Origin of the sequence: Streptomyces sp. TP-A0356, assembly GCF_001417775.1 — a bacterium.
Lineage (GTDB): Bacteria > Actinomycetota > Actinomycetes > Streptomycetales > Streptomycetaceae > Streptomyces.
In genome coordinates, this window is the sequence record NZ_BBZJ01000028.1 from 1 (window position 1) to 19,532 (window position 19,532).

Sequence of the window (19,532 nt, forward strand, 5' to 3'; positions counted from 1 at the left end):
CTGAGCCATGCCAGTACTCAGCGACCTCCCGGCCCCGCGATCGAAGGCGAGTCCGTACGGCGGCAGCACGGTTCATCACCGGCACCGTCCGTTCGGCACCGAACGTCTCGCCCCGCGCGCCCTCCGCATCATCGGCCGCGGCGCGAGGGAGTTCGGCCGACGCCGTCGGGCTGTGCCGCCGCCCACGCGGCACGCCTCGGAGTCGCCAGCCTGCTCCGGTCACGCCCCTTCGACACCGATGTGCGTGCGGTGGTGACGAGGAGTGTCGATCTCGTCGAGCAGGGCGAGCGCGAAGTCACAGTCGGAGATGCGGCTGGCCATGTTGCCGTCGGCGACGGAGTACCGGCCGGAGCGCGCCCCGGCGTGATCGAAGTCACCGGCTGGGCTGACGACCAGCCAATATCCAGCGCGGTCACCGAGGCACGCAACCACAGGGACGGCAAGCAGTGGACCACCCGCTCCCAGATCACGCGGGCCGACCCCGGCGCCGCCGTCACCTTTGTCGTCGGCGGCGCCGAAGACGGCATCGTGCGATGGAGCTGGACCTTCCACCCTCAAGGACGCGGCACCGTCGTCCAGCAGTCCTGGCAACTCCTCCGCCTCGACCCCGTGCTGGGCACCACCCGCAGCCAACTCAGCGCACTGCGCGACTACATGGCTGACAGCGCCCAAACCACACTGACCTCTCTCGCCCAATGGATCGCCGAAGAACGCCAGCCCGACACCACCCGCAAACCAAGTCCCGTCGGACATCAAAGTCGGTGACTCGTCGTCAGGTGAGTTTCGACACACGCTCTTCGGCTACGCGAGATGGCCGGGCATGGGACATGTCCAGATGGGACGGTCTCATCGTGCTCCGTCAGTTCTTCGGTCTCGGCCGTGGGACAACTGGGTCAGGCCACTGGGGGGATCCGGCCGCCGGTCTTGTGTCGAAGTGCGGCTGCCAGCCGGTCGCGGGCCTCGGTCTGGGCGGCGATCCGTTCGTTGAGGACCGCCAGCCGTTCCAACGCGACTCGCAGGCCCTTGTCCGACGGCGGTGCGACAGCCACCTCGCCGTCCAGACAGGGCAGGAACACCTGCACGTCGTCGAGGGTGAGTCCGGCGGCCAGCAGGTGGCGGATGTTGCGGACCCGCACCACTGCCCGTTCGTCGTAGATGCGGTAGCCGTTGGGGGCCCGCTCGCAGGAGATCAGCCCGGCCTGTTCGTAGTGCCGCAGCGCACGGGGGGTCGCCCCGGTCGCCTTGGCGAGCTCGCCGATCCTCACTCGTTCCGCCTCCCCGGCCACTCCTATCACGCCACGACCGCCCCGCCGTCGACCGGGAGCACGACTCCGGTGACGAACGACGCAGCCGGTGAGGCGAGTTGGGTGATGGCCCAGGCCACCTCCTCGGGCTGACCGATACGACGCAGCGGGGTGTGGGCCAGCTGCCATTCCCGCACTGCGGCCCTCCGCTGCGGCGTCAGGCCCTGGTGCTCGCCGATCGGGGTGTCGATCGCGCCGGGGGCGACCGCGACCACGCGGATGCTGCGGGGGGCCAGTTCGACCGCCCAGCTGCGGGTCAGCAGTTCCAGCGCGGTCTTGGTCGCCGCGTAGACCGAGCTGCCGGGCCAGGCCCGCTGCCCCACCGATGTGCTCACGTTGACGATCACTCCGCCGGTCGCTTCCAGGAGGGGTAGCGCGGCCTGGGTCAGCAGGATCGGTGCGATCAGATTGGTGGCGATCTGCGGGGCGATCGTCTCCGGTGTGAGGATGCCGAGGGCACCACTGCGCACGATACCGGCGTTGTTGACCAGCACATCCAATCGGCCGTGCAGCTCCCGCACCGTATGGATGATTCGCTCAGGCTCTCCCGCGGCGGTGATGTCCGCGGCCAGCGGGGTGATCCGCTCGTGACCGGCGGCGGTCTCGTGGAGCGGTTCGGCTCGCCGGCCCACGGCGAACACGCGGGCACCCTCGGCGGCGAAGGCCCGGGCGGTGGCCCGACCGATCCCGGTGCCGACCCCGGTGACGGCGACGATCCTGCTGCTCTGCGGTGCGGTGCTGGTGTCCATGCCGTGATCGTTCAACCCTGCCGCCAGTGGCAAGGTCAACCGGCGCCCGGTGGGGCCCGCCGGTCCAAGACTCATCGGGCCGGGAGCGTGGACCGTGGCGTGTGGGGCGGACTCGACCGAATCGCGGTGCGGATCCGATCCTCGGTCTCCGTGTGGCGGTCGTGCGTCATGAGTGGTCCCTGGGACGCGCGGCGGCGTCGATCTCGGCGACGATGCGGGTGGCGCGGTCGAACGCCGCCTGGGCTCGCGCCCGTTGCGGGCTTGGAGAGCCGGGGGTTGCCGAGGAAGACGGCCTGGGTGTTCTCGGCACAGGCACAACGCCTTGGCCGAATCGGAGAACCAGCGTCTCAAGGACATCATCGAGGAGCTCTACATCCGGCCGATGGTCGCGGACTCGGACGTGGTGGGCGACGGCAAGACCGCCACGGCACTGATCGAGGAGCTGAACGAGGGCAAGGGCTTCGGCGGCGACGGATCGAAATGGCACATCGAGAAGGCCGTCGCCAAGCTGGGCGGTCTGCGTGACCTGCTGGAGGACGACCGCAAGGCGAAGGAGAACACCGGAAAGGGAATTCTCTCCGACGCCGACCGAAAGGTCGCGCTCAATGAGTCGAAGGAACTCTGGACGGCCCTCAACGCGGACGACGTCGCCGGGGTGGTGACGAAGAACGTGCAGGCCAAACCTGAGTTCGCGAAGACGGTGTCCAAACTCATCAAGACCGTCATCTCGGCGGAATCGATGAGCGAGGTCACGGGACAGAAGTTCGCCGTTCCCGAGAACCTCCACCTCAAGGCCCCCCAGCGCGCCGTGCCCTCGGGTGAGAGGATCAAGGGCCGGGGCTTCGCCAAGGCGTTCGGGGTGGTGGGCGGCGCCCTCAACGCCGCACAGTATCCGGTGGACATCTACAACTACGGATTCAAGGAAGCGTCGAAGCAACTGTCGGAGTCCCTGACGGACCCGCTGGACGTCGTGCCCGACGGACAGGGCGCGGGGTGTGTCTTCTTCGGTGACTGCTATGTGGTGACCCCGATGGCCTGAACATCTGCCGAAGACGCCGCCGGCCGGGGAAGTCTTCCCGGCAGGCGGCGCGGTAATTTGCTGCTCGGAACGAAGGAGTACGAACATGCAAGGAATCCCCTCCGGGGAACTGGTGGAGCGGCTTGTGCGGCTCCTCCCCGAAGTAACGCCCCACGTCGACAAGGCGGCCCAACGCCACGGCATGCGTGCTTCGCAGGTGACCCACTGGGATCAGGTCAACACCCACCCCGGCACGTTCCTGTCCGAGGTGCTCGTCTACCCGCTGTTCAAGCCCCTGATGAATTCCACCCAGATCACCCTCGACCAGGAGGAATTCCTGGCGCGCTGTTTCGAATTCATCGAAGGGCTGGAGGAAAGCCCTGAGGGCGAGTTGGTGGACACGGCCCACTTCACTTCCTGGAGACTCTGCTGGAGAGCAGAGCGGTACTCGACCGCGCCTTCCGGTTCGCCCGGCCGAAGACCCGGGCGGAGATCCTTTCCATGCTGAGAGGCTGGAACGTCCCCGTGGACCCGGCCTGGGAGGACCCCGCGGAAAGACGCTGTGACACCTGAGCTTGATCGGCACACCCGCGGGACGGGGGCCTGGCGCGGAGGTGGCGGAACCCCCGGCGGACCCGGGCCGTACTGCGGGCGGCCCGCCGGTTCGTACGAGCGGAGGGCGCGCTCATCCCGCGTTCGTCGAGAACAGTCCGCCCGTCGGTCCCTGCTTGTCGCCGCCCTGGGCCTTCTTGAGGGCGTTGGCGAGACTCTCGATGGTGAGGGACTGCAGGATGACCCGGCCGTTGCCCTCCAGGGTGGCCAGGGACAGGCCCTCGCCGCCGAAGACCATGTTCATGATCCCCTGGCGGTTGAGGCCGCCGACACGCTGGACGCCGTACTGGATGCCCTCCTGGAAGGCGACGACGCACCCGGTGTCGACCTCGATGCGTCCGCCGAAGTCGGCGGGGTCGAGGTCGATGAAGTTGCCCGCGCCGGCGATGATCACCGTCCCGTACCCGGTGAACTTCTCCAGGATGAAGCCCTCGCCGCCGCTCATGCCGGTGCGCCCGCCCTGGAAGGCGATGCCGAAGTCGACGGTCGACTCGGCGGCGACGAAGGCGTCCTTCTCCGCGAACCACGCGCGCGTGCCGTCCAGTTCCAGGGCGCGCATCTCGCCGGGGAGTACGCCCGCGAAGCCGACGGTGCCCTCGCCGCCCTGTGCCGTGAAGTACTGGAACGCCAGCGACTCGCCCGCGAGCGCGCGCTGGCCGACCTGCATGGCGGTGCCCATGGCCTGGCGCAGCAGTCCGCCCATGCCGCCGCCGGAGCCGCCCTGGGCCTGCCCGCCGTTCGACGGACCGGACAGGCGCGTCTCCATGGTCACGTTCGTCGTCTTGAAGAGGAACTTGCCCGCCTCGCAGTACACGGTCTGGCCGGGGTGCAGGTTGACGACCGCCATCTGCATGGCGTTGCCGACGATCTCTTGCCGAAGGGTCACGAGGAGAGAACGCGGCGGACGGACCGAAGAGTTCCGGGCGGCCGAAGTCGATGTCCGTTCGCCGCCGGTGCCTCGGGACGAGGACTGCTGGGATGGACCCCATGACCTCTCAAGGAACCCTGAACGGCAAGGTGGCCCTGGTGACCGGCGGCAGCCGCGGCATCGGTGCGGCCACGGTGGTGCGGCTGGCCCGGGAAGGCGCGGACGTGGCCGTCACCTACCTGAACGGCAAGGAGGCGGCCGAAGACGTCGTACGGGCCGTCGAGGGGCTGGGCCGCCGGGCGGTGGCCCTGCGGGCGGACGCCGTGGACGCGCGGGAGGCGGCGGGTGCCGTGGAGCGTGCGGCCGAGGCGCTGGGCGGGCTCGACGTCCTGGTGAACAACGTGGGGGTGGGAGTTCTGGGCCCCCTGGAGAACCTGTCGCTCGCCGACGTCGACCAGGTCCTGGCCGTGAACGTCCGCGCGGCCTTCCTGGCTTCCCAGGCGGCGGCGGCGCGCCTGCCGCGCGGCGGCCGGATCATCACCGTCGGCACCTGTATGACCCAGCGCGTGCCGGGACCCGGTGGGACCCTGTACGCGACCAGCAAGGCGGCCCTGATCGGTCTGACCAAGGCGCTCGCACGAGAACTCGGCCCGCGCGGGATCACGGCGAACCTTGTCCACCCGGGTCCCGTCGACACCGGCATGAACCCGGCGGACGGCCCGCACGCGCCGGGTCAGGCGGCGATGACCGCGCTGGGCCGCTTCGGGACGGCGGAGGAGGTGGCGTCCATGGTGACGTATCTCGCGGGCGCGGACGCGGCCTACGTCACGGGCGCCGAACTCTCGGTGGACGGCGGGCACGCCGCGTGAAGGTACTGCCACTCGGGTGAGGCAACGGACCGAGCGCGCGTGAGATCACCGCCGCGCATGGTCGTGCGGAATCGGAGTCCGATCAGCTCGCTGGGTCTGGTGCGTGCGATCGCGAGCTCTCAGCCACCCAGTTCCTGGTGCCGTGCCGCCAGGCGCGATGCGCCCTCACTGGTGAGGGAGCCGAACAGGCGCAGGCGGGAGATGCCTCCGTCCGGGAAGATGTCCACGCGCGCGTGGGTGCCGACGGCGGGGGCCGGCAGAACGAAACGGTGGTTCGTGTCGGGCTGGAGGCGGGTGCGCGGGAGGATCTCGCGCCACTCACCGTCCTCGCCGTCCTTGACCGAGACCGACGCCCAGCCCGCCGCGTTCCCCTTCAGGCAGGCGGTGTCGATCTCCAGCGCCCGGATCTGCGCCTGGGCGGCCAGTCGGTAGCGGACCCAGTCGTGGCCCCGGTCGCGGCGGCGCCGCGTCTCCCAGCCGTCGTCCATCTTGCGGGAGCGGCCGGGCTGGATGCTGTTGGTGGCCGGCGAGTAGAAGAGGTCGGAGGCGTCCTCGACCCGGCCCCCGTTCTCCAGGGACACGACGTCGAAGGTGCCCAGCACCTCCAGCCAGGCCGGATCCGGCGCCACTTCGCCGTACACGCGCAGGCGCGCGATGCCGCCGTCGGGGTGCTGGTTGACCCGCAGGTGCGTGAAGCGCTGTTCGACGTTCACCTCGAAGCCGTTGGCCGCGTGGCCGCCGACCGGTGTGCGCGGGACGAGCGTCGTCCACTTCACGTCGTCGGACAGCAGCTCCTCCGGTGACGGGGAGCCGGTCACCGACGTTGCCTCGATGGACACGGCCTGCGGGTAGTTGCCCCGGAAGTGGGCGGTGTCGACGACGATGCCTCGGATGACGCCGGGCGCGCCGAGACGGACGACCGCCCAGTCGTGGTCCTGCGCCGTGGGCCACGGGTGCTCGGCCGAGGCGCCGCGGCGGCGCCGGGTCTCCCAGCCGTCCATGACCTTGCCCTTGTGCCCGAAGTGCTCGGGGTCGAACTCGGCGCGCTCGGGCACCAGCAGGTTCTCGCGCTCGGCGAAGAACTCGTCGTTGGCGGCGACGACCCCGGCGCCGAGTCCCCGGTCGGCGAGGTTGGCGTACCGGGTGAAGGGGAAGTCGGCGGTGCGGTAGTCCGCGTAGGGGTCGCCGCCTCCGTACGGGTTCGCGTCGCCGGTGAAGCCGGTGAAGCCGGATTGCTGCTGCGCCGTCACGGTGATCAGGTCGTCCTTTCGGGGTCGGCCGCTGTCGGGTGCGGGAGGGAATCAGTCGGTTCTGCCGAGCAGTCGGCCCTTCGGCTCGGTGAACGCGCCGTCCGCCACGATGCGCTCGCCGCGCAGCCACGTGGACTTGACGACGCCGCACAGGGTCCTGCCCGCGTAGGCCGTGACCCGGTTGCGGTGCTGGAGGGCCGCCGGGTCCACGGTGAAGGTCTGGTCGGGCGCGAGGACGGCGAAGTCGGCGTCGCGGCCCGCCTCGATGGCGCCCTTGCGGTCGAGCCCCGCCAGCCGCGCCGTACTCGCGGACATCCAGCGGACCACGTCCTCGAGGCCGTGGCCGCGCGCGCGGGCCTGCGTCCAGACGGCCGGCAGGCTCAGCTGCAGACCGGAGATGCCGCCCCAGGCGGTCGCGAAGTCGTCGGTCTTCAGGTCGGCGGTCGACGGGGAGTGGTCGGTGACCACGCAGTCGATCGTGCCGTCCGCCAGCGCCTGCCACAGCAGGTCCTGGTTGGCGGCCTCACGGATGGGCGGGCAGCATTTGAACTCGCTCGCGCCGTCCGGGACTTCCTCGGCGGTCAGAGTGAGGTAGTGCGGGCAGGTCTCCACCGTGATCCGGACGCCCTCGGCCCGGGCGGCGGCGATCAGCGGCAGCGCGTCGCCGGAGGACAGGTGGAGCACGTGCACGCGCGCGTCGAGCCGCTTCGCCTGCGCGATGAGGTGCGCGATGGCCGTGTCCTCCGCGTCGCGCGGCCGGCTCGCGAGGAAGTCGGCGTACTTCGGGCCGCCCTGTTGCGGGGCGGCGGCCAGGTGGTGCGGGTCCTCGGCGTGCACGATGAGCAGTCCGCCGAAGCCGGCGATCTCGGCCAGCGACCGGGCGAGTTGCTCCTGGTCGAGGTGCGGGAACTCGTCCACGCCCGACGGCGACAGGAACGCCTTGAAGCCGAAGACGCCCGCGTCGTGCAGCGGCCGCAGGTCCTTGACGTTGTCGGGCAGCGCACCGCCCCAGAAGCCGACGTCGACATGGGCCTTGTCCCGGGCGACGTGCCGCTTGGTACGGAGGTGGTCGACCGTGGTGGTCGGCGGCACGGAGTTGAGCGGCATGTCGATCAGGGTGGTGACACCACCGGCCGCCGCCGCGCGCGTGGCGGTCCAGAAGCCTTCCCACTCGGTGCGGCCGGGGTCGTTGACGTGCACGTGGGTGTCGACCAGACCCGGCAGCAGGACGTCGTCGCCGAGGTCCTCCAGACGGGCTCCGGCCGGTACGTCGGCGTCGTACGGCAGTACGGCCGTGATCGTGCCCCCGGCGACGGTGACCGACGCGGCCCGCGTCCCTTCGGGGGTGATGACGCGCGTCGAGCGCAGCACCAGTTCAGCGTCGGACACCCGGACCCCTCTCTGCCGCCGTTCCGCTTCCGGTCCGCGGGATTTACCTCCACGTAACGGAATTCAACGTTCTGTTGAAGGAGTCTTCACTCCCGCTCCCGGTGCCGTCAAGGGCCTGGTTCGCGCCGGGACTCTGGACGCGCCCAGTTGGACGTTTCCACAACACGGAATTAGAATTCCGTCCAGCAGAACGTAGCGATGCACGAGCAGGGAGTCAACCCGCTGCCGGGTAGGCTTTGGCCCCTCCTGCCAGTTCCGAAAGGAGCGCGCCGTGCCGACGCCGACGTCCAGCGCCAGCGACGCCCCCGCCAAGTCCGCCGCCAGCGGTGGTGTCCAGTCCCTCGAGCGCGCCTTCGACCTGCTGGAGCGGATGGCGGACGCGGGCGGCGAGGTCGGCCTCAGCGAGCTGTCCGCGAGCAGCGGGCTGCCGCTGCCCACCATCCACCGCCTGATGCGCACGCTGGTGGCCTGCGGTTACGTACGCCAGCAGCCCAACCGCCGCTATGCGCTCGGCCCCCGCCTGATCCGGCTCGGCGAGTCGGCGTCGCGGCTGCTCGGCACCTGGGCGCGCCCCTATCTCGCACGGCTGGTCGAGGAGACCGGCGAGACCGCGAACATGGCACTGCTCGACGGCGACGAGGTCGTGTACGTGGCGCAGGTGCCGTCCAGGCATTCGATGCGGATGTTCACCGAGGTGGGCCGGCGGGTGCTGCCGCACTCGACGGGCGTGGGCAAGGCGCTGCTCGCGACGGAGGCGCCGGAGCAGGTCCGCGCCCTGCTCGCCCGCACGGGCATGCCCGCGGCGACCGAGAAGACGATCACCACCCCCGAGGCGTTCCTCGCCGCGCTGGAGGAGGTGCGCCGACTCGGTTACGCGGTCGACGACAACGAGCAGGAGATAGGAGTCCGCTGCCTCGCGGTGTCCGTGCCCGACTCCCCGACCGCCGCGGCGATCTCCATCTCCGGCCCGGCGGGCCGGGTCACGGAGGACGCGACGGAACGGATCGTGCCGGTCCTCCAGCAGGTGGCGGCTGAACTCTCCCAGACCCTGGCGAGTTCGGGTCCGGCCGTCTGAGCCACTGCGGGTGTGCGTCCGGCCCCCGGCCCCACGGCCGGGGGCCGTCGTCGTACGCTACGGCCCGCGCCCGGCCGTCAACCGCGCGGCGTCTCCCCGAAGAGTTCCACCGCGTTGCGCACGTCGGCGAGGCTCCCGGCCAGAGCGCTGACCGAGCCGATCGCACCGGCGATCAACAGCAGGGAGCGGCGCAGGCGCGGTATCTCGGGGGCGCCGGTCACGGCCATCGCGGCGAGCGCGGCGAGTTCGTCCTCGGCGATGGGCCGGTCGGGGAACTCGGCGGGATGCGCGGCGAGTTCACGGCGCAGCCGGGACACAGCGGTCCGCAGTTCCGCCACTCTCGGGTCCTCTTCGCTGCCGGTCACCGACCTCTGCCCCAAGCTCCGCAACACAGCTCCCCCCTCGCACCTCTTCGTGCGCGCGGCTTCGGTATGTCACCCGGTGCCCCGTGGCGTTGGTCGGGCGCCGGGGACGCGGGCCAGTAAACGCCACCCGGCACGCCGGACGCCACTGTCGGGACGGAAATTCAGCCCCGGGAAACCCGGCGGTCCTTCCGCACGGGGAGGCACACGGCCACCACGGGTCAGGTATGCAGGAGGTATGACGGACAACGAACACCAGGTCGCCGGGCTGCTCCTGGCGGCCGGCGGCGGGCGGCGGCTGGGCGGACGGCCCAAGGCCCTGCTCGGGCACCGGGGGCGGCCTCTCGTGGAGCACGCGGTGGGGGTCCTGCGCGCGGCCGGGTGCGACCGGGTGCATGTGGTGCTGGGTGCGGCGGCCGACGCCGTGCGCGAGCGGGCGGACCTGTCCGGCTGTGTCCTGGTGGACAACCCGGACTGGGAGCAGGGGATGGGCTCCTCCCTGCGGGCCGGCCTCGGCTCGCTCGCCGGGACGGGCGCCACGGCCGCCCTGGTCTCCCTCGTCGACCAGCCCGGTATCGGCCCGGCGGCGGTGGCCCGTGTCCTGGCCGCGTACACCGACGAGACGTCACTGGCCTCGGCCGCGTACGAAGGCGTGCGCGGGCATCCGGTCCTGCTCGGCTCCGCCCACTGGGCCGGTGTCGCGGCCACCGCCACGGGAGACCGCGGGGCACGCGCCTATCTGAAGACGCACGAGGACGTCCTCACGCTCGTGGAGTGCGCAGACGTCGCACAGCCGTACGACCTCGACAGACAGAGCGACCTGGTCCACCTTGAGTGAACGAGGTGGCACCGAGCGCCACCTTGCCTCGAGGCGGAGAATCTCGACATCAACAGAGCATTGAACTTCCACTATGAGGAAACTAGTATCCACAGATCAGAAGCGCCTGCCTACTCACCGGGCGTGGTCAGCCGCATCTGCACTGCCTGGCACCCAGTGCCGCGGCGTCCCCACGTCAGCTCGCCGAAGGAAGTGACAGCTCATGTCCGCACCCGCGCCGTCGCCGGTCGTCGTCGACGCCGAGCCCCTGCCCCGGCAGGACGAGGTCCTCACCGAGGCGGCCCTCGCCTTCGTGGCCGAGCTGCACCGCCGGTTCACCCCGCGGCGTGACGAGCTGCTCGCCCGCCGGGCGGAGCGCCGCGCGGAGATCGCCCGTACCTCGACGCTCGACTTCCTCCCGGAGACCACCGCCATCCGCGCGGACGACTCCTGGAGCGTGGCCCCCGCGCCGGCGGCCCTCGACGACCGCCGCGTGGAGATCACCGGCCCCACCGACCGCAAGATGACCATCAACGCGCTGAACTCCGGCGCGAAGGTGTGGCTCGCCGACTTCGAGGACGCCTCCGCGCCCACCTGGGAGAACGTGGTCCTCGGTCAGCTCAACCTGATCGACGCCTACACCCGGAACATCGACTTCACGGACCCGAACTCGGGCAAGCGGTACGCCCTGCGTCCGAACGAGGAGCTGGCGACGGTCGTCATGCGCCCGCGCGGCTGGCATCTGAATGAGCGTCACCTCCAGGTGGACGGCGAACAGGTCCCGGGCGCCTTCGTGGACTTCGGCCTGTACTTCTTCCACAACGCGCGGCGCCTGCTCGACCTCGGCAAGGGCCCGTACTTCTACCTGCCGAAGACGGAGTCGCACCTGGAGGCCCGACTCTGGAACGACGTCTTCGTCTTCGCCCAGGAGCACGTCGGCATCCCGCAGGGCACCATCCGCGCCACCGTCCTGATCGAGACGATCACGGCGGCGTACGAGATGGAGGAGATCCTCTACGAACTGCGCGACCACGCCTCCGGGCTGAACGCGGGCCGCTGGGACTACCTCTTCTCCATCGTGAAGAACTTCCGTGACGGCGGGCCGAAGTTCGTCCTTCCGGACCGCAACGCGGTCACGATGACCGCCCCGTTCATGCGCGCGTACACCGAACTCCTCGTCCGCACCTGTCACAAGCGGGGCGCGCACGCGATCGGTGGCATGGCGGCGTTCATCCCCTCCCGCAGGGACCCCGAGGTCAACAGGGTCGCCTTCGAGAAGGTCCGTGCCGACAAGGACCGCGAGGCGGGCGACGGCTTCGACGGCTCCTGGGTCGCCCACCCCGACCTGGTGCCGATCGCGATGGAGTCCTTCGACAAGGTCCTCGGCGCCAGGCCGCACCAGAAGGACCGGCTGCGCGAGGACGTCGACGTCAAGGCGGCCGATCTGATCGCCATCGACTCCCTCGGCGCCAGGCCGACATACGCGGGCCTGGTCAACGCCGTGCAGGTCGGCATCCGCTACATCGAGGCGTGGCTGCGCGGTCTGGGCGCGGTCGCCATCTTCAACCTCATGGAGGACGCGGCCACCGCCGAGATCTCCCGCTCGCAGATCTGGCAGTGGATCAACGCGGGCGTCGAGTTCGAGAACGGCGAGAAGGCGACCCCCGAGCTGGCCCGCAGGGTCGCCGCCGAGGAGCTGGGGAACATCGAGGCCGAGATCGGCGCGGAGGCCTTCGCGGCCGGCCACTGGCAGCAGGCCCACGACCTGCTCCTCCAGGTCGCCCTGGACGAGGACTACGCGGACTTCCTGACGCTGCCGGCGTACGAGCAGCTGGCGGGTTGAGTCACTCGGCCGTCCTCTCCGAGTGGCCCAGGGGTTTGCCCGGGGCCACTCGGTCGCGTACGAGACGCTTGACCGCCGTGGGCTCCGGGAACCCCTGCTCGCGGCGGTCCCAGACGATCTCGTCGTCGACCCGCACGATGAAGACACCCCCCGTGCCGGGCTTCAGGGACAGCTCCGTCAGCTCGGCCTCGAACGTCGTGAGCAGCTCCTGGGCCAGCCAGGCGGCGCGCGGCAGCCAGCGGCACTGGGTGCAGTACTCGATCTGGACGCTGTGGGTCTCCACTGGAGGGGTCTGCGTCATCCCAGGTGCACCGACCAATCCTGTTCCGCCGCCGGTTTGCCGTGCAGGTCCGGGACCCGCTTGAGCCAGTCCGGCCGGCCTCGCTGTGTCCGCGCCGCGCGCAGGGCCTCCTCGGCGGCGAGTTCCTCCCGGGTGGGGAAGTCGGTGGGCAGCCAGGCCTCGGACGCCTTCACCCGGGCCGAGAGGTAGTTCACGTACGCGTCCCGCACCTCTGCGGGGCTCGCGAAGCCCGGCTCGTCGGCCAGCCACGCGTCGGGTACCTCGGCGGTCGTCTCGCGCAGCAGCTCCTCGGTCACCCTCGGCGCCAGGTCGGCGTCGGCGGCCCGCGTGTCCGGGGCGAAGTGGCCGAGGGCGTGGTGCCGGAAGTCGTACGCCTTCTCCGGCGCCGAGGCGTCCCAGCGGTGGTGGAACACCAGGGCGGCTCCGTGGTCGATGAGCCACAGACGCGGGGGCGCGGTGCCGAAGGTGGGCCAGACCATGAGGTTGGAGCTGTGGACCGTGCGGTCGACGTTCACGGTCAGGGCGTCGAGCCAGATGATCCTGCCCGCCTCCAGCGGGTCGAGCGTGCAGGCCCTGGCGACCTCGGGCGTGAAGTCGCGGGCGCCCGGGAGGTAGTCCATGCCGAGGTTGAGGCCTGGGCTCGCGTTCAGCAGGTCGCGCACCTCCTGGTGCGGTTCGTGCGCGGCGATCGCCGGGTCGAAGTGGGCGAGGACCAGCTCGGGGACGCGCAGGCCGAGCCTGCGCGCCAGCTCCCCGACGATCACCTCGGCGACGAGCGCCTTCACGCCCTGCGCTGAGCCGGTGAACTTGACGACGTAGGTGCCGAGGTCGTCCGCTTCGATGACTGCGGGGACGGAGCCGCCCGAGCGCAGGGGTGCGAGGTAGCGGGTTGCGGTGACCTCAGTCAGCATTCTCTCAGGCTATTCATCTTCTTTGCCCTGGGGAGGATCTGGGGACTTACGACCTCCGGGCTCCGGCATGAAGTGAGCATAGTAACCGAGCGTGACAGCTGGCGTGGAGCGGCGCTCAGGTCGGGTCTCGTTTCGCCGCTCAGCCCGCGAACAGGCTCACCAGCAGCGCCGCGTTGAGGGCCACCACGACCACGCTCACCGCCCAGGTGGCGTATGTGGTCGTGCGCCGGTTGACCCAGCGGCCCATGACCGCCCGGTCGCGGGTGAGCAGGACCAGCGGGATCAGGGCGAAGGGGATGCCGAAGGACAGGATGATCTGGCTGAGCACCAGGCTCCGGGTGGGGCCGACGCCGGCCGCGAGGACCGCGATCGCGGGAGCCATGGTGACCGTCCTGCGCAGCAGTACGGGGATTCGGCGGCCGAGGAAGCCGCCCATGACCACCTCGCCCGCGTACATGCCGACGCTGGTTCCGGCCAGGCCCGACACCAGCAGGGCCAGCGCGAAGGCGAGGGCGGCAGCCGGGCCGACACGGCTGCCGTACGCGTCGTGGGCCGCGGCGAGCGAGTCGGCGGCCTGGGGAGCGCCGGGGTGGAACAGGGTCGCCGCCGACACCAGCAGCGCCACGTTCACGGCGCCCGCCAGGCCCATCGCGATCAGTACGTCGGCCCGCACATGGCGCAGGAGGCGGTGGCGCAGAGGTCGGTCGGGGTCGTCCGGCGGCCCGTCGGCGCCGGGAGTGAGGGAGAGGCTGTAGCGGTCGCTGGTGAGCGCCGAGTGCAGATAGATGACGTGCGGCATGACCGTGGCGCCGACGATGCCGCCGGCCAGCACCAGGCTCTCGGTGCCTGACAGCCGGGGCATCAGCCCGTCGGCCGCGGTCGCGAGCGGGGCGCCGACGCCGAGCACCTGCCCCAGGAAGAGCGCGAGCAGACAGGCCAGGCCCCCGGCCATCAGCACCTCGAAGCGGCGCCGCCCGCGACCGCGCATCGGCATCAACAGCAGCGAGGCCACGCCGACGACCACACCGCCCAGCCACAGCGGGAGGCCGAACAGCAGGTGGACGGCGATGGCGCCGCCGACCACCTCGGCGAGGTCGGTCATCACGACGACCGCCTCCGCCTGCGCCCACAGCCCCCACACCACCGGCCGCCGATAGCGGGCCCGGCACAGCTCCGGCAGGCTCATACCGGTGGCCACGCCCAGCTTGGCGGAGAGGTACTGCAACAGCATCGCCACGACGTTCGCGGTGAGTAGCACCCACAGCAGCAGCGGCCCGAAGGCGGCGCCGGCCTGCACGTTCGTGGCGAAGTTGCCCGGATCGACGTAGGCGACGGCGGCGACGAACGCCGGGCCGAGCAGGGTGTACGACAGGCCGGAGCGCAGCGGGGGGCGGCGCTCGCCGGGCGTGCGGCCAAGGGAGCCCGCTGTGATGGGCGGATCGAGCGGCCCCGACCGCGCCGGGGACTGTTCGGTCGTCATGATGCGCTGCTCTCCGTTTCGCCGGGGAGGAACGCGCCCCGAGGGGCGCGGGGCTGTGACAATGTGCGGCTTGGCCGTGTGGGCGCGACCAGCCACGACGAACCCGCAGCCGACCACGAACCGAGCACGGCGGACGCCAACACCCCACCCACTACGGGATGTTGGACGGCCGGGGCAGCCCCTCCGCCAGATCGCCGATCTCCGGGGAGTGGATGGAGCCGGGGTTGCCGATGACCTCCTCGACCACCAACGTCTCGGTCGTCAGCAGCAGCGCGGCGATCGACGCGGCGCTCAGCAGCGCGCTGCGGGTGACCATGACGGGATCGATGATCCCCCGCCGATGCAGGTCGGCGTAGTCACCGCCAAGGGCGTCCAGGCCGCTGCCGACGGGCAGGGCCGCGGTCTTCGCCTCGGCCTCGTCGGGGTCGAGACCGGCGTTGATGGCGATCCAGCGCAGCGGTTCTGCCAGCGCCTTGGCGACGATGGCGCGGCCGGTCGCCGCGTCGCCGTCGGCCGGCGGAAGTGCGGCGATGTCGGCGCGGGCGTGCAGCAGTGCCGAGCCGCCGCCCGCGACGACGCCGTCCTCGGCGGCCGCCCGCGTCGCCGCGAGGGAGTCCTCCAGCCGCATCTGCTTCTCCTTGAGCTCGACGCCGCTCGCGGCGCCGACGCGGATGACGGCGACCCCGCCGGACAGCTTGGCGATGCGCTCGCCGAGCTTGTCCCGGTCGTGGTCGTTGGTGGCGCGCTCCAGTTCGGTCTTGAGGTTCTCGATGCGTTGGGCCACGCGCTCGTCGCCGCCCGCTCCGCCGAGGACGGTGGTGGAGCGCTCGGTGGCGATGACCTTCTCGGCCCGGCCCAGGTCGCCCAGTGTGACGCCCTCCAGGCTTCGGCCCGCGGTGCCCGTGATGACCCGTCCGCCGGTGAGCGCGGCCAGGTCCTCCAGCTCGGCGATCCGCCGGAAGCCGAAGCCGGGCGCGCGCACGGCGAGGGAACGGAACGTGCCGTGCGCCGCGTTGGTGACGAGCATGCCGAGCGCGGGTCCGTCGACGTTCTCCGCGACGACGACCAGCGGGGAGCCGGTGCGCGTCACCTGCTCCAGGACCGGCATCAGCTCCTGCACCTTGGTGATCTTCGTGTCGCAGTAGAGGAGGTAGGGGTTCTCCAGGACGGCCTCCATGCGTCCCTGGTCGGTGACCATGTACGGGGAGATCCAGCCGTTGTCGAACTCCAGCCCCTCCGCGTACTCGACGCTCAGGCCGTACACCGACGACTCCTCGACGGTGACGACGCCGGTGCGGCCGACCCGCGCCACGGCCTGGGCGATGGTCTCGCCGATCGCGGGGTCGTTGTTGGCGGACAGCGCGGCCACGCGGACGAGTTCGTCGTCGCCGACCACCGGCCGGGCCTGGGCGCCGAGCGACTCGACGGCGGCCGCCACCGCGGCCTCGATGCCGTTCTTCAACAGCACGGGATTGGCACCGTCGTTGACCGCCTTGAGTCCTTCACGGACGATCGCCTGGGCGAGCACGGTCGCGGTGGTGGTGCCGTCCCCCACGTCGCCGTTCGTCCGGGTGGCGACCTCCTTGACGAGCTGGGCGCCCATGTTGGCGAAGGGGTCCTTGAGCTGGATCTCCCGGGCGATGGTGACGCCGTCGTTGGTGATGGTGGGCGGCCCGGTCAGCTTCTCCAGGACCGCGTTGCGGCCCTTGGGTCCGAGGGTCACGCGCACCGCGTCGGCCAGCGCGTTCACCCCGCTCTCCAGGAGTGCGCGCGCTTCGGCGTTGAAGCGGAGTTCCTTCGCCATGGCTGTGTCGTCCCTTCGGAATTGCGGCTGTGCGGGAGGGAGGGGGTGGCGGCGGCCGGAGTACGGTCTCCGCGGTGCGCCGACCCTCATCTGTGGGTCCACGGATCGGCCGCCGCCACCGGCATGTGGGTACGGCTCAGGGCACGAGCACGGCGCGCCCGCGCACCCGGCCCTGGTCGAGGTCGGTCAGGGCCCGGTCGAAGTCGGTCAGCGGATAGGTGACGGTGTGCAGCGTGACCAGGCCGCGCGCCGCGAGGTCCATCAGTTCCACCAGGTCGGTGTACGAACCGACCAGGTTCCCCACGAAGTTGATCTCGGTGGAGATGATGTCGATGGTCGGTACGGACAGGGTGCCGCCGTAGCCGATGACGTAGTAGTCGCCGGCCCTGCGCAGCATCCGGACGCCGTCCTCCAGGGCGCCGCCCTCCCCGACGAAGTCGAGGACGGCCTCGGCGCCCTGGCCGCCGGTGAGGTCGGCGACCTGGTCGACCTGGCTGCCGTCGGCGACGACGGTGTGGTGGGCGCCGAGCGTCTCGGCGAGCTTCAGCGCCTCCGCCGACCGGTCGACGACGATCAGCTCGGCCGGGGTCAGGGCCCGCAGCACCTGGATGCCGATGTGTCCGAGGCCGCCCGCGCCGATCACCACGGCCTTGCTCCCCGGCGGGAGCCGCCGGGCGGCCTTCTTCGCCGCGTGGTAGGCGGTGAGGCCCGCGTCGGCGAGCGCGGCCACCTCGGCCGGGGCGAGCTTGGGGTCGAGCGGGACGACGGCGCGGGCGTTGGTGCGCAGGTACTCGGCGAACCCGCCGTCCGTGTCGATCCCGGGGAACGCGCCGGCGGTGCAGTGCACGTCGTCGCCGCGCCGGCAGGCGGCGCACAGTCCGCAGGTGACGAGGGGGTGCAGGATCACCGGGTCACCGGGTTGGAGCCCGGTGACGGCCGAGCCGACCTCGGCGATCCAGCCCGCGTTCTCGTGTCCCTGGACGTACGGCAGGTCCACTCCGCTCTTCGCCTGCCACTGGCCCTCGATGATGTGCAGGTCGGTGCGGCACACTCCGGCGCCGCCGATCTTCACGATCACGTCGAGCGGTCCCTTGACGACCGGGTCCGGTACCTCGTCGAGCTGCGGTGTGCGGTCGTAGTGGTGCAGTCGTACGGCCTTCATGACGTCTCCTCCTCTCCGTGTCCGGGCCCGTACCGGGTGGCCAGCAGCCCTTCGCAGAACTCGGTGTTGGTCTCGATGCCGACGCCGGCGGTACGGCCCCGCAGCAGGTGCCGCTCCATGCCCATGGCCGGTACGGGACGTCCCTGGTCGTCGGAGAACAGGGGTGCCGTCGCGTCGGCGGGCAGGCCGAGCAGTGCGCGCCGGCGCCGGAGCGTCACCGTGAGGCGCTCCGGCAGGTCGCCGAGGACGGCGTCGGCCAGTTGCCGCATGGTCCAGCCGCGTTCGAGGAGCCGTTTGCCCAGCCGGGACTGCGCCGCGAGGTGCCCCTTGCGCAGGAACTGGGCGCGCAGCTCCGCCATGCGGTCGGCGTCGGCGAGGCCGGGGAACGCCTCGTCGAACGACTTGCCGCAGCCGACGCCGTGGTTGATCTCGTCGGAGGCGAAGTGGTCCTCCAGGATGACCGTGCACTCCCCCGCCCAGGGCAGCCCGGCGAGGGCGCGGCGCGCATCCTCCACCATGAGCCAGGCGAAGTTGGGGGCGCAAAAGTACGTGGGGAGCCGGAGTCTTGCCTCGACCGCGCCGTCGGCGCCGACGCTGACGGCCCGGACGAAGCCGAGGTCGGTGATCGGCCGGTCGAGTTCCGGGTCGAGCACCTCCGCCAGGGCCGCGTTGACGGCGGTGACCCGGTCGACCGCCTCGGCGACGGTGGTCATGCCGCCACCCCGGGCGTGGGGACCTGAGCGCTCTCGGGGACCTTCAGGCCGTACAGCCGGGCGTGGTTGAGGCCGAGGATCTTCCGCTTGACGTCGGTGGTGAGGGTCCCGTACTCGCCCTGCAGGTCCTCGGGGATCTGGAAGTCCACGAACCTCTCTATGAGCCACTTGGGGCTCCAGATCGCGTAGTCGCTGCCGAAGACGATCCGGTCCTCGTCCAGCCAGTACAGCAGCTCGCCGATGACCTGGGCGAAGTAGCGGGGCCGGGTGTGGATGAACGGCATGACCACCGACAGGCCCGCGTACACGTTGGGTTCCTGCGTGGCGATCCAGCAGAAGTCCTCCAGGCGGGGCAGCCCCGAGTGCTCCACGACGAAGTTCAGGTCCGGGAAGGCGCTGGCGGCGTGGTCGATGTCGGCGACGTCGAAGGCGTCCCGGTTCAGCGGCCAGATGGTGGGGCCCTTGTGGACGTGGATGTTGCGGATGCCGAGTTCCTCGCAGAGCGCCAGGTAGTCCTGAGCCTCGCGGTCGGACAGCTTCCAGCCCTTGGAGGAGCCGCGCCATTCGGCGGTGTAGAGCTTGACGCCGCGCAGGTCCCACTCGGCGTGCAGCTGCCGCAGCCGCTCCAGGCCGGCCTCGCCCTCGCGCGGGTCGAAGGAGCCGTTGGCGATGAGGCGGTCGGGGTACTTGCGGGCCAACGCGCCGTTGGTCTCGGTCGTGTTGAAGCCGTGGTGGTAGAACTCGTTGAGGTAGGTCGGCTGGAAGATGCCCCAGTCGACGTATCCGGTCTCGAACAGGTCCTGGACCAGGTCCTGTTCCGTGTACTTGCGGAACTTGTCCAGCGGCCACACCCACTCCTGGGGGCTGAGGTTGCGCTGGTAGTCGTAGAAGCAGCGGATGAAGCCCTCGCCGTACTTGTTGGCGGTGTTCTCCTCGCTCGCGTCCCAGAAGTGGATGTGTCCGTCGACGATGAAGTAGTCGACGCCGTCCTTGCTGTACATAGTC

The 19,532-nt window shown here is 70.9% G+C and carries 20 protein-coding genes; 7 read left to right on the forward strand and 13 right to left on the reverse strand.

Annotation, left to right across the window (positions count from 1 at the left end):
• The first annotated feature begins 363 nt into the window (after positions 1-363).
• On the forward strand, positions 364-765 hold the full coding sequence (locus ASC56_RS29075; RefSeq protein WP_199836105.1) for a hypothetical protein: 402 nt from the start codon (positions 364-366) through the stop codon (positions 763-765).
• A 128-nt stretch (positions 766-893) separates the two neighbouring features.
• On the opposite strand, the gene ASC56_RS29080 is transcribed toward ASC56_RS29075, so the two are convergent.
• Both ASC56_RS29080 and ASC56_RS29085 read right to left on the reverse strand, forming a co-directional pair.
• Positions 894-1,265: a MerR family transcriptional regulator gene (locus ASC56_RS29080; protein ID WP_199836089.1), complete on the reverse strand. Its 372-nt coding sequence runs from the start codon at positions 1,263-1,265 to the stop codon at positions 894-896.
• Between the two features lie 26 nt (positions 1,266-1,291).
• A complete protein-coding gene (locus ASC56_RS29085) occupies positions 1,292-2,053 on the reverse strand; it encodes an SDR family NAD(P)-dependent oxidoreductase (protein WP_055494553.1) in 762 nt (253 codons plus the stop codon).
• Between the two features lie 322 nt (positions 2,054-2,375).
• On the opposite strand from ASC56_RS29085, the gene ASC56_RS29090 reads away from it, so the two are divergent.
• Both ASC56_RS29090 and ASC56_RS29095 read left to right on the forward strand, forming a co-directional pair.
• Complete coding sequence (locus ASC56_RS29090; RefSeq protein WP_055494554.1) at positions 2,376-3,092, forward strand: hypothetical protein; 717 nt, start codon at positions 2,376-2,378, stop codon at positions 3,090-3,092.
• Positions 3,093-3,177: 85 nt separating this feature from the next.
• The gene (locus tag ASC56_RS29095; RefSeq protein ID WP_055494555.1) at positions 3,178-3,579 is read left to right on the forward strand and encodes a hypothetical protein; all 402 of its coding nucleotides are present in this window, start codon (positions 3,178-3,180) and stop codon (positions 3,577-3,579) included.
• Positions 3,580-3,756: 177 nt separating this feature from the next.
• Here ASC56_RS29095 and ASC56_RS29100 read toward each other — a convergent pair whose 3' ends face one another.
• Positions 3,757-4,569 (reverse strand): AIM24 family protein, encoded by an 813-nt coding sequence (locus ASC56_RS29100; protein ID WP_079102775.1) that lies wholly within the window; start codon positions 4,567-4,569, stop codon positions 3,757-3,759.
• A 101-nt stretch (positions 4,570-4,670) separates the two neighbouring features.
• Here ASC56_RS29100 and ASC56_RS29105 point away from each other — a divergent pair, with 101 nt between their 5' ends.
• Entirely contained in the window at positions 4,671-5,420 is a 750-nt protein-coding gene (locus ASC56_RS29105) for an SDR family NAD(P)-dependent oxidoreductase (protein ID WP_107309382.1), read from the forward strand.
• Between the two features lie 119 nt (positions 5,421-5,539).
• On the opposite strand, the gene alc is transcribed toward ASC56_RS29105, so the two are convergent.
• Both alc and allB read right to left on the reverse strand, forming a co-directional pair.
• On the reverse strand, positions 5,540-6,670 hold the full coding sequence (gene alc, locus ASC56_RS29110) for an allantoicase (protein WP_055494557.1): 1,131 nt from the start codon (positions 6,668-6,670) through the stop codon (positions 5,540-5,542).
• A gap of 51 nt (positions 6,671-6,721) precedes the next feature.
• Entirely contained in the window at positions 6,722-8,059 is a 1,338-nt protein-coding gene (gene allB, locus ASC56_RS29115) for an allantoinase AllB (protein WP_055494558.1), read from the reverse strand.
• 271 nt (positions 8,060-8,330) lie between these two features.
• Between allB and ASC56_RS29120 the strand changes: the two genes are divergently transcribed.
• Positions 8,331-9,134: an IclR family transcriptional regulator gene (locus tag ASC56_RS29120; protein WP_055494559.1), complete on the forward strand. Its 804-nt coding sequence runs from the start codon at positions 8,331-8,333 to the stop codon at positions 9,132-9,134.
• A 77-nt stretch (positions 9,135-9,211) separates the two neighbouring features.
• Here the strand turns inward: ASC56_RS29120 and ASC56_RS29125 are convergent, their stop codons facing one another.
• Positions 9,212-9,526, reverse strand: a complete 315-nt coding sequence (locus tag ASC56_RS29125; protein ID WP_079102776.1) for a DUF5955 family protein — start codon at positions 9,524-9,526, stop codon at positions 9,212-9,214.
• Positions 9,527-9,734: 208 nt separating this feature from the next.
• Between ASC56_RS29125 and ASC56_RS29130 the strand changes: the two genes are divergently transcribed.
• Both ASC56_RS29130 and aceB read left to right on the forward strand, forming a co-directional pair.
• A complete protein-coding gene (locus ASC56_RS29130) occupies positions 9,735-10,334 on the forward strand; it encodes an NTP transferase domain-containing protein (RefSeq protein ID WP_055494561.1) in 600 nt (199 codons plus the stop codon).
• A gap of 202 nt (positions 10,335-10,536) precedes the next feature.
• Positions 10,537-12,156, forward strand: a complete 1,620-nt coding sequence (gene aceB / locus ASC56_RS29135) for a malate synthase A (protein WP_055494562.1) — start codon at positions 10,537-10,539, stop codon at positions 12,154-12,156.
• Between the two features lies 1 nt (position 12,157).
• Here aceB and ASC56_RS29140 read toward each other — a convergent pair whose 3' ends face one another.
• The 7 genes from ASC56_RS29140 to ASC56_RS29170 all read right to left on the reverse strand — a co-directional run bounded on the left by ASC56_RS29140 (position 12,158) and on the right by ASC56_RS29170 (position 19,528).
• Complete coding sequence (locus ASC56_RS29140) at positions 12,158-12,457, reverse strand: SelT/SelW/SelH family protein (protein WP_055494563.1); 300 nt, start codon at positions 12,455-12,457, stop codon at positions 12,158-12,160.
• Entirely contained in the window at positions 12,454-13,368 is a 915-nt protein-coding gene (locus ASC56_RS29145) for a HipA family kinase (RefSeq protein WP_055494564.1), read from the reverse strand. The genes ASC56_RS29140 and ASC56_RS29145 overlap by 4 nt, the downstream gene beginning before the upstream one ends.
• Before the next feature lie 139 nt (positions 13,369-13,507).
• Positions 13,508-14,848 carry an Nramp family divalent metal transporter gene (locus ASC56_RS29150; protein WP_079102777.1) on the reverse strand — a complete coding sequence of 447 codons (1,341 nt, stop codon included), beginning with the start codon at positions 14,846-14,848 and terminating at the stop codon, positions 13,508-13,510.
• 151 nt (positions 14,849-14,999) lie between these two features.
• On the reverse strand, positions 15,000-16,652 hold the full coding sequence (gene groL, locus ASC56_RS29155; protein WP_055494565.1) for a chaperonin GroEL: 1,653 nt from the start codon (positions 16,650-16,652) through the stop codon (positions 15,000-15,002).
• A gap of 136 nt (positions 16,653-16,788) precedes the next feature.
• Positions 16,789-17,814, reverse strand: a complete 1,026-nt coding sequence (locus ASC56_RS29160) for an NAD(P)-dependent alcohol dehydrogenase (protein ID WP_055494566.1) — start codon at positions 17,812-17,814, stop codon at positions 16,789-16,791.
• Positions 17,811-18,527, reverse strand: coding sequence for an iron-sulfur cluster assembly protein (locus ASC56_RS29165; RefSeq protein ID WP_055494567.1), 717 nt, complete (start codon positions 18,525-18,527; stop codon positions 17,811-17,813). Before ASC56_RS29165 ends, ASC56_RS29160 begins: the two co-directional genes overlap by 4 nt.
• Positions 18,524-19,528, reverse strand: a complete 1,005-nt coding sequence (locus ASC56_RS29170) for an amidohydrolase family protein (RefSeq protein WP_055494568.1) — start codon at positions 19,526-19,528, stop codon at positions 18,524-18,526. Before ASC56_RS29170 ends, ASC56_RS29165 begins: the two co-directional genes overlap by 4 nt.
• Positions 19,529-19,532 lie beyond the last annotated feature (4 nt).

Excerpts from the sequence above, each read along its gene's own strand:
- ASC56_RS29085 (WP_055494553.1), bottom strand. The coding sequence starts at position 2,053 with ATGGACACCAGCACCGCACCGCAGAGCAGCAGGATCGTCGCCGTCACC.
- ASC56_RS29095 (WP_055494555.1), top strand. The coding sequence starts at position 3,178 with ATGCAAGGAATCCCCTCCGGGGAACTGGTGGAGCGGCTTGTGCGGCTC.
- ASC56_RS29105 (WP_107309382.1), top strand. The coding sequence starts at position 4,671 with ATGACCTCTCAAGGAACCCTGAACGGCAAGGTGGCCCTGGTGACCGGC.
- ASC56_RS29130 (WP_055494561.1), top strand. The coding sequence starts at position 9,735 with ATGACGGACAACGAACACCAGGTCGCCGGGCTGCTCCTGGCGGCCGGC.
- aceB (WP_055494562.1), top strand. The coding sequence starts at position 10,537 with ATGTCCGCACCCGCGCCGTCGCCGGTCGTCGTCGACGCCGAGCCCCTG.
- ASC56_RS29140 (WP_055494563.1), bottom strand. The coding sequence starts at position 12,457 with ATGACGCAGACCCCTCCAGTGGAGACCCACAGCGTCCAGATCGAGTAC.
- ASC56_RS29145 (WP_055494564.1), bottom strand. The coding sequence starts at position 13,368 with ATGCTGACTGAGGTCACCGCAACCCGCTACCTCGCACCCCTGCGCTCG.
- ASC56_RS29150 (WP_079102777.1), bottom strand. The coding sequence starts at position 14,848 with ATGACGACCGAACAGTCCCCGGCGCGGTCGGGGCCGCTCGATCCGCCC.
- groL (WP_055494565.1), bottom strand. The coding sequence starts at position 16,652 with ATGGCGAAGGAACTCCGCTTCAACGCCGAAGCGCGCGCACTCCTGGAG.
- ASC56_RS29160 (WP_055494566.1), bottom strand. The coding sequence starts at position 17,814 with ATGAAGGCCGTACGACTGCACCACTACGACCGCACACCGCAGCTCGAC.
- ASC56_RS29165 (WP_055494567.1), bottom strand. The coding sequence starts at position 18,527 with ATGACCACCGTCGCCGAGGCGGTCGACCGGGTCACCGCCGTCAACGCG.
- ASC56_RS29170 (WP_055494568.1), bottom strand. The coding sequence starts at position 19,528 with ATGTACAGCAAGGACGGCGTCGACTACTTCATCGTCGACGGACACATC.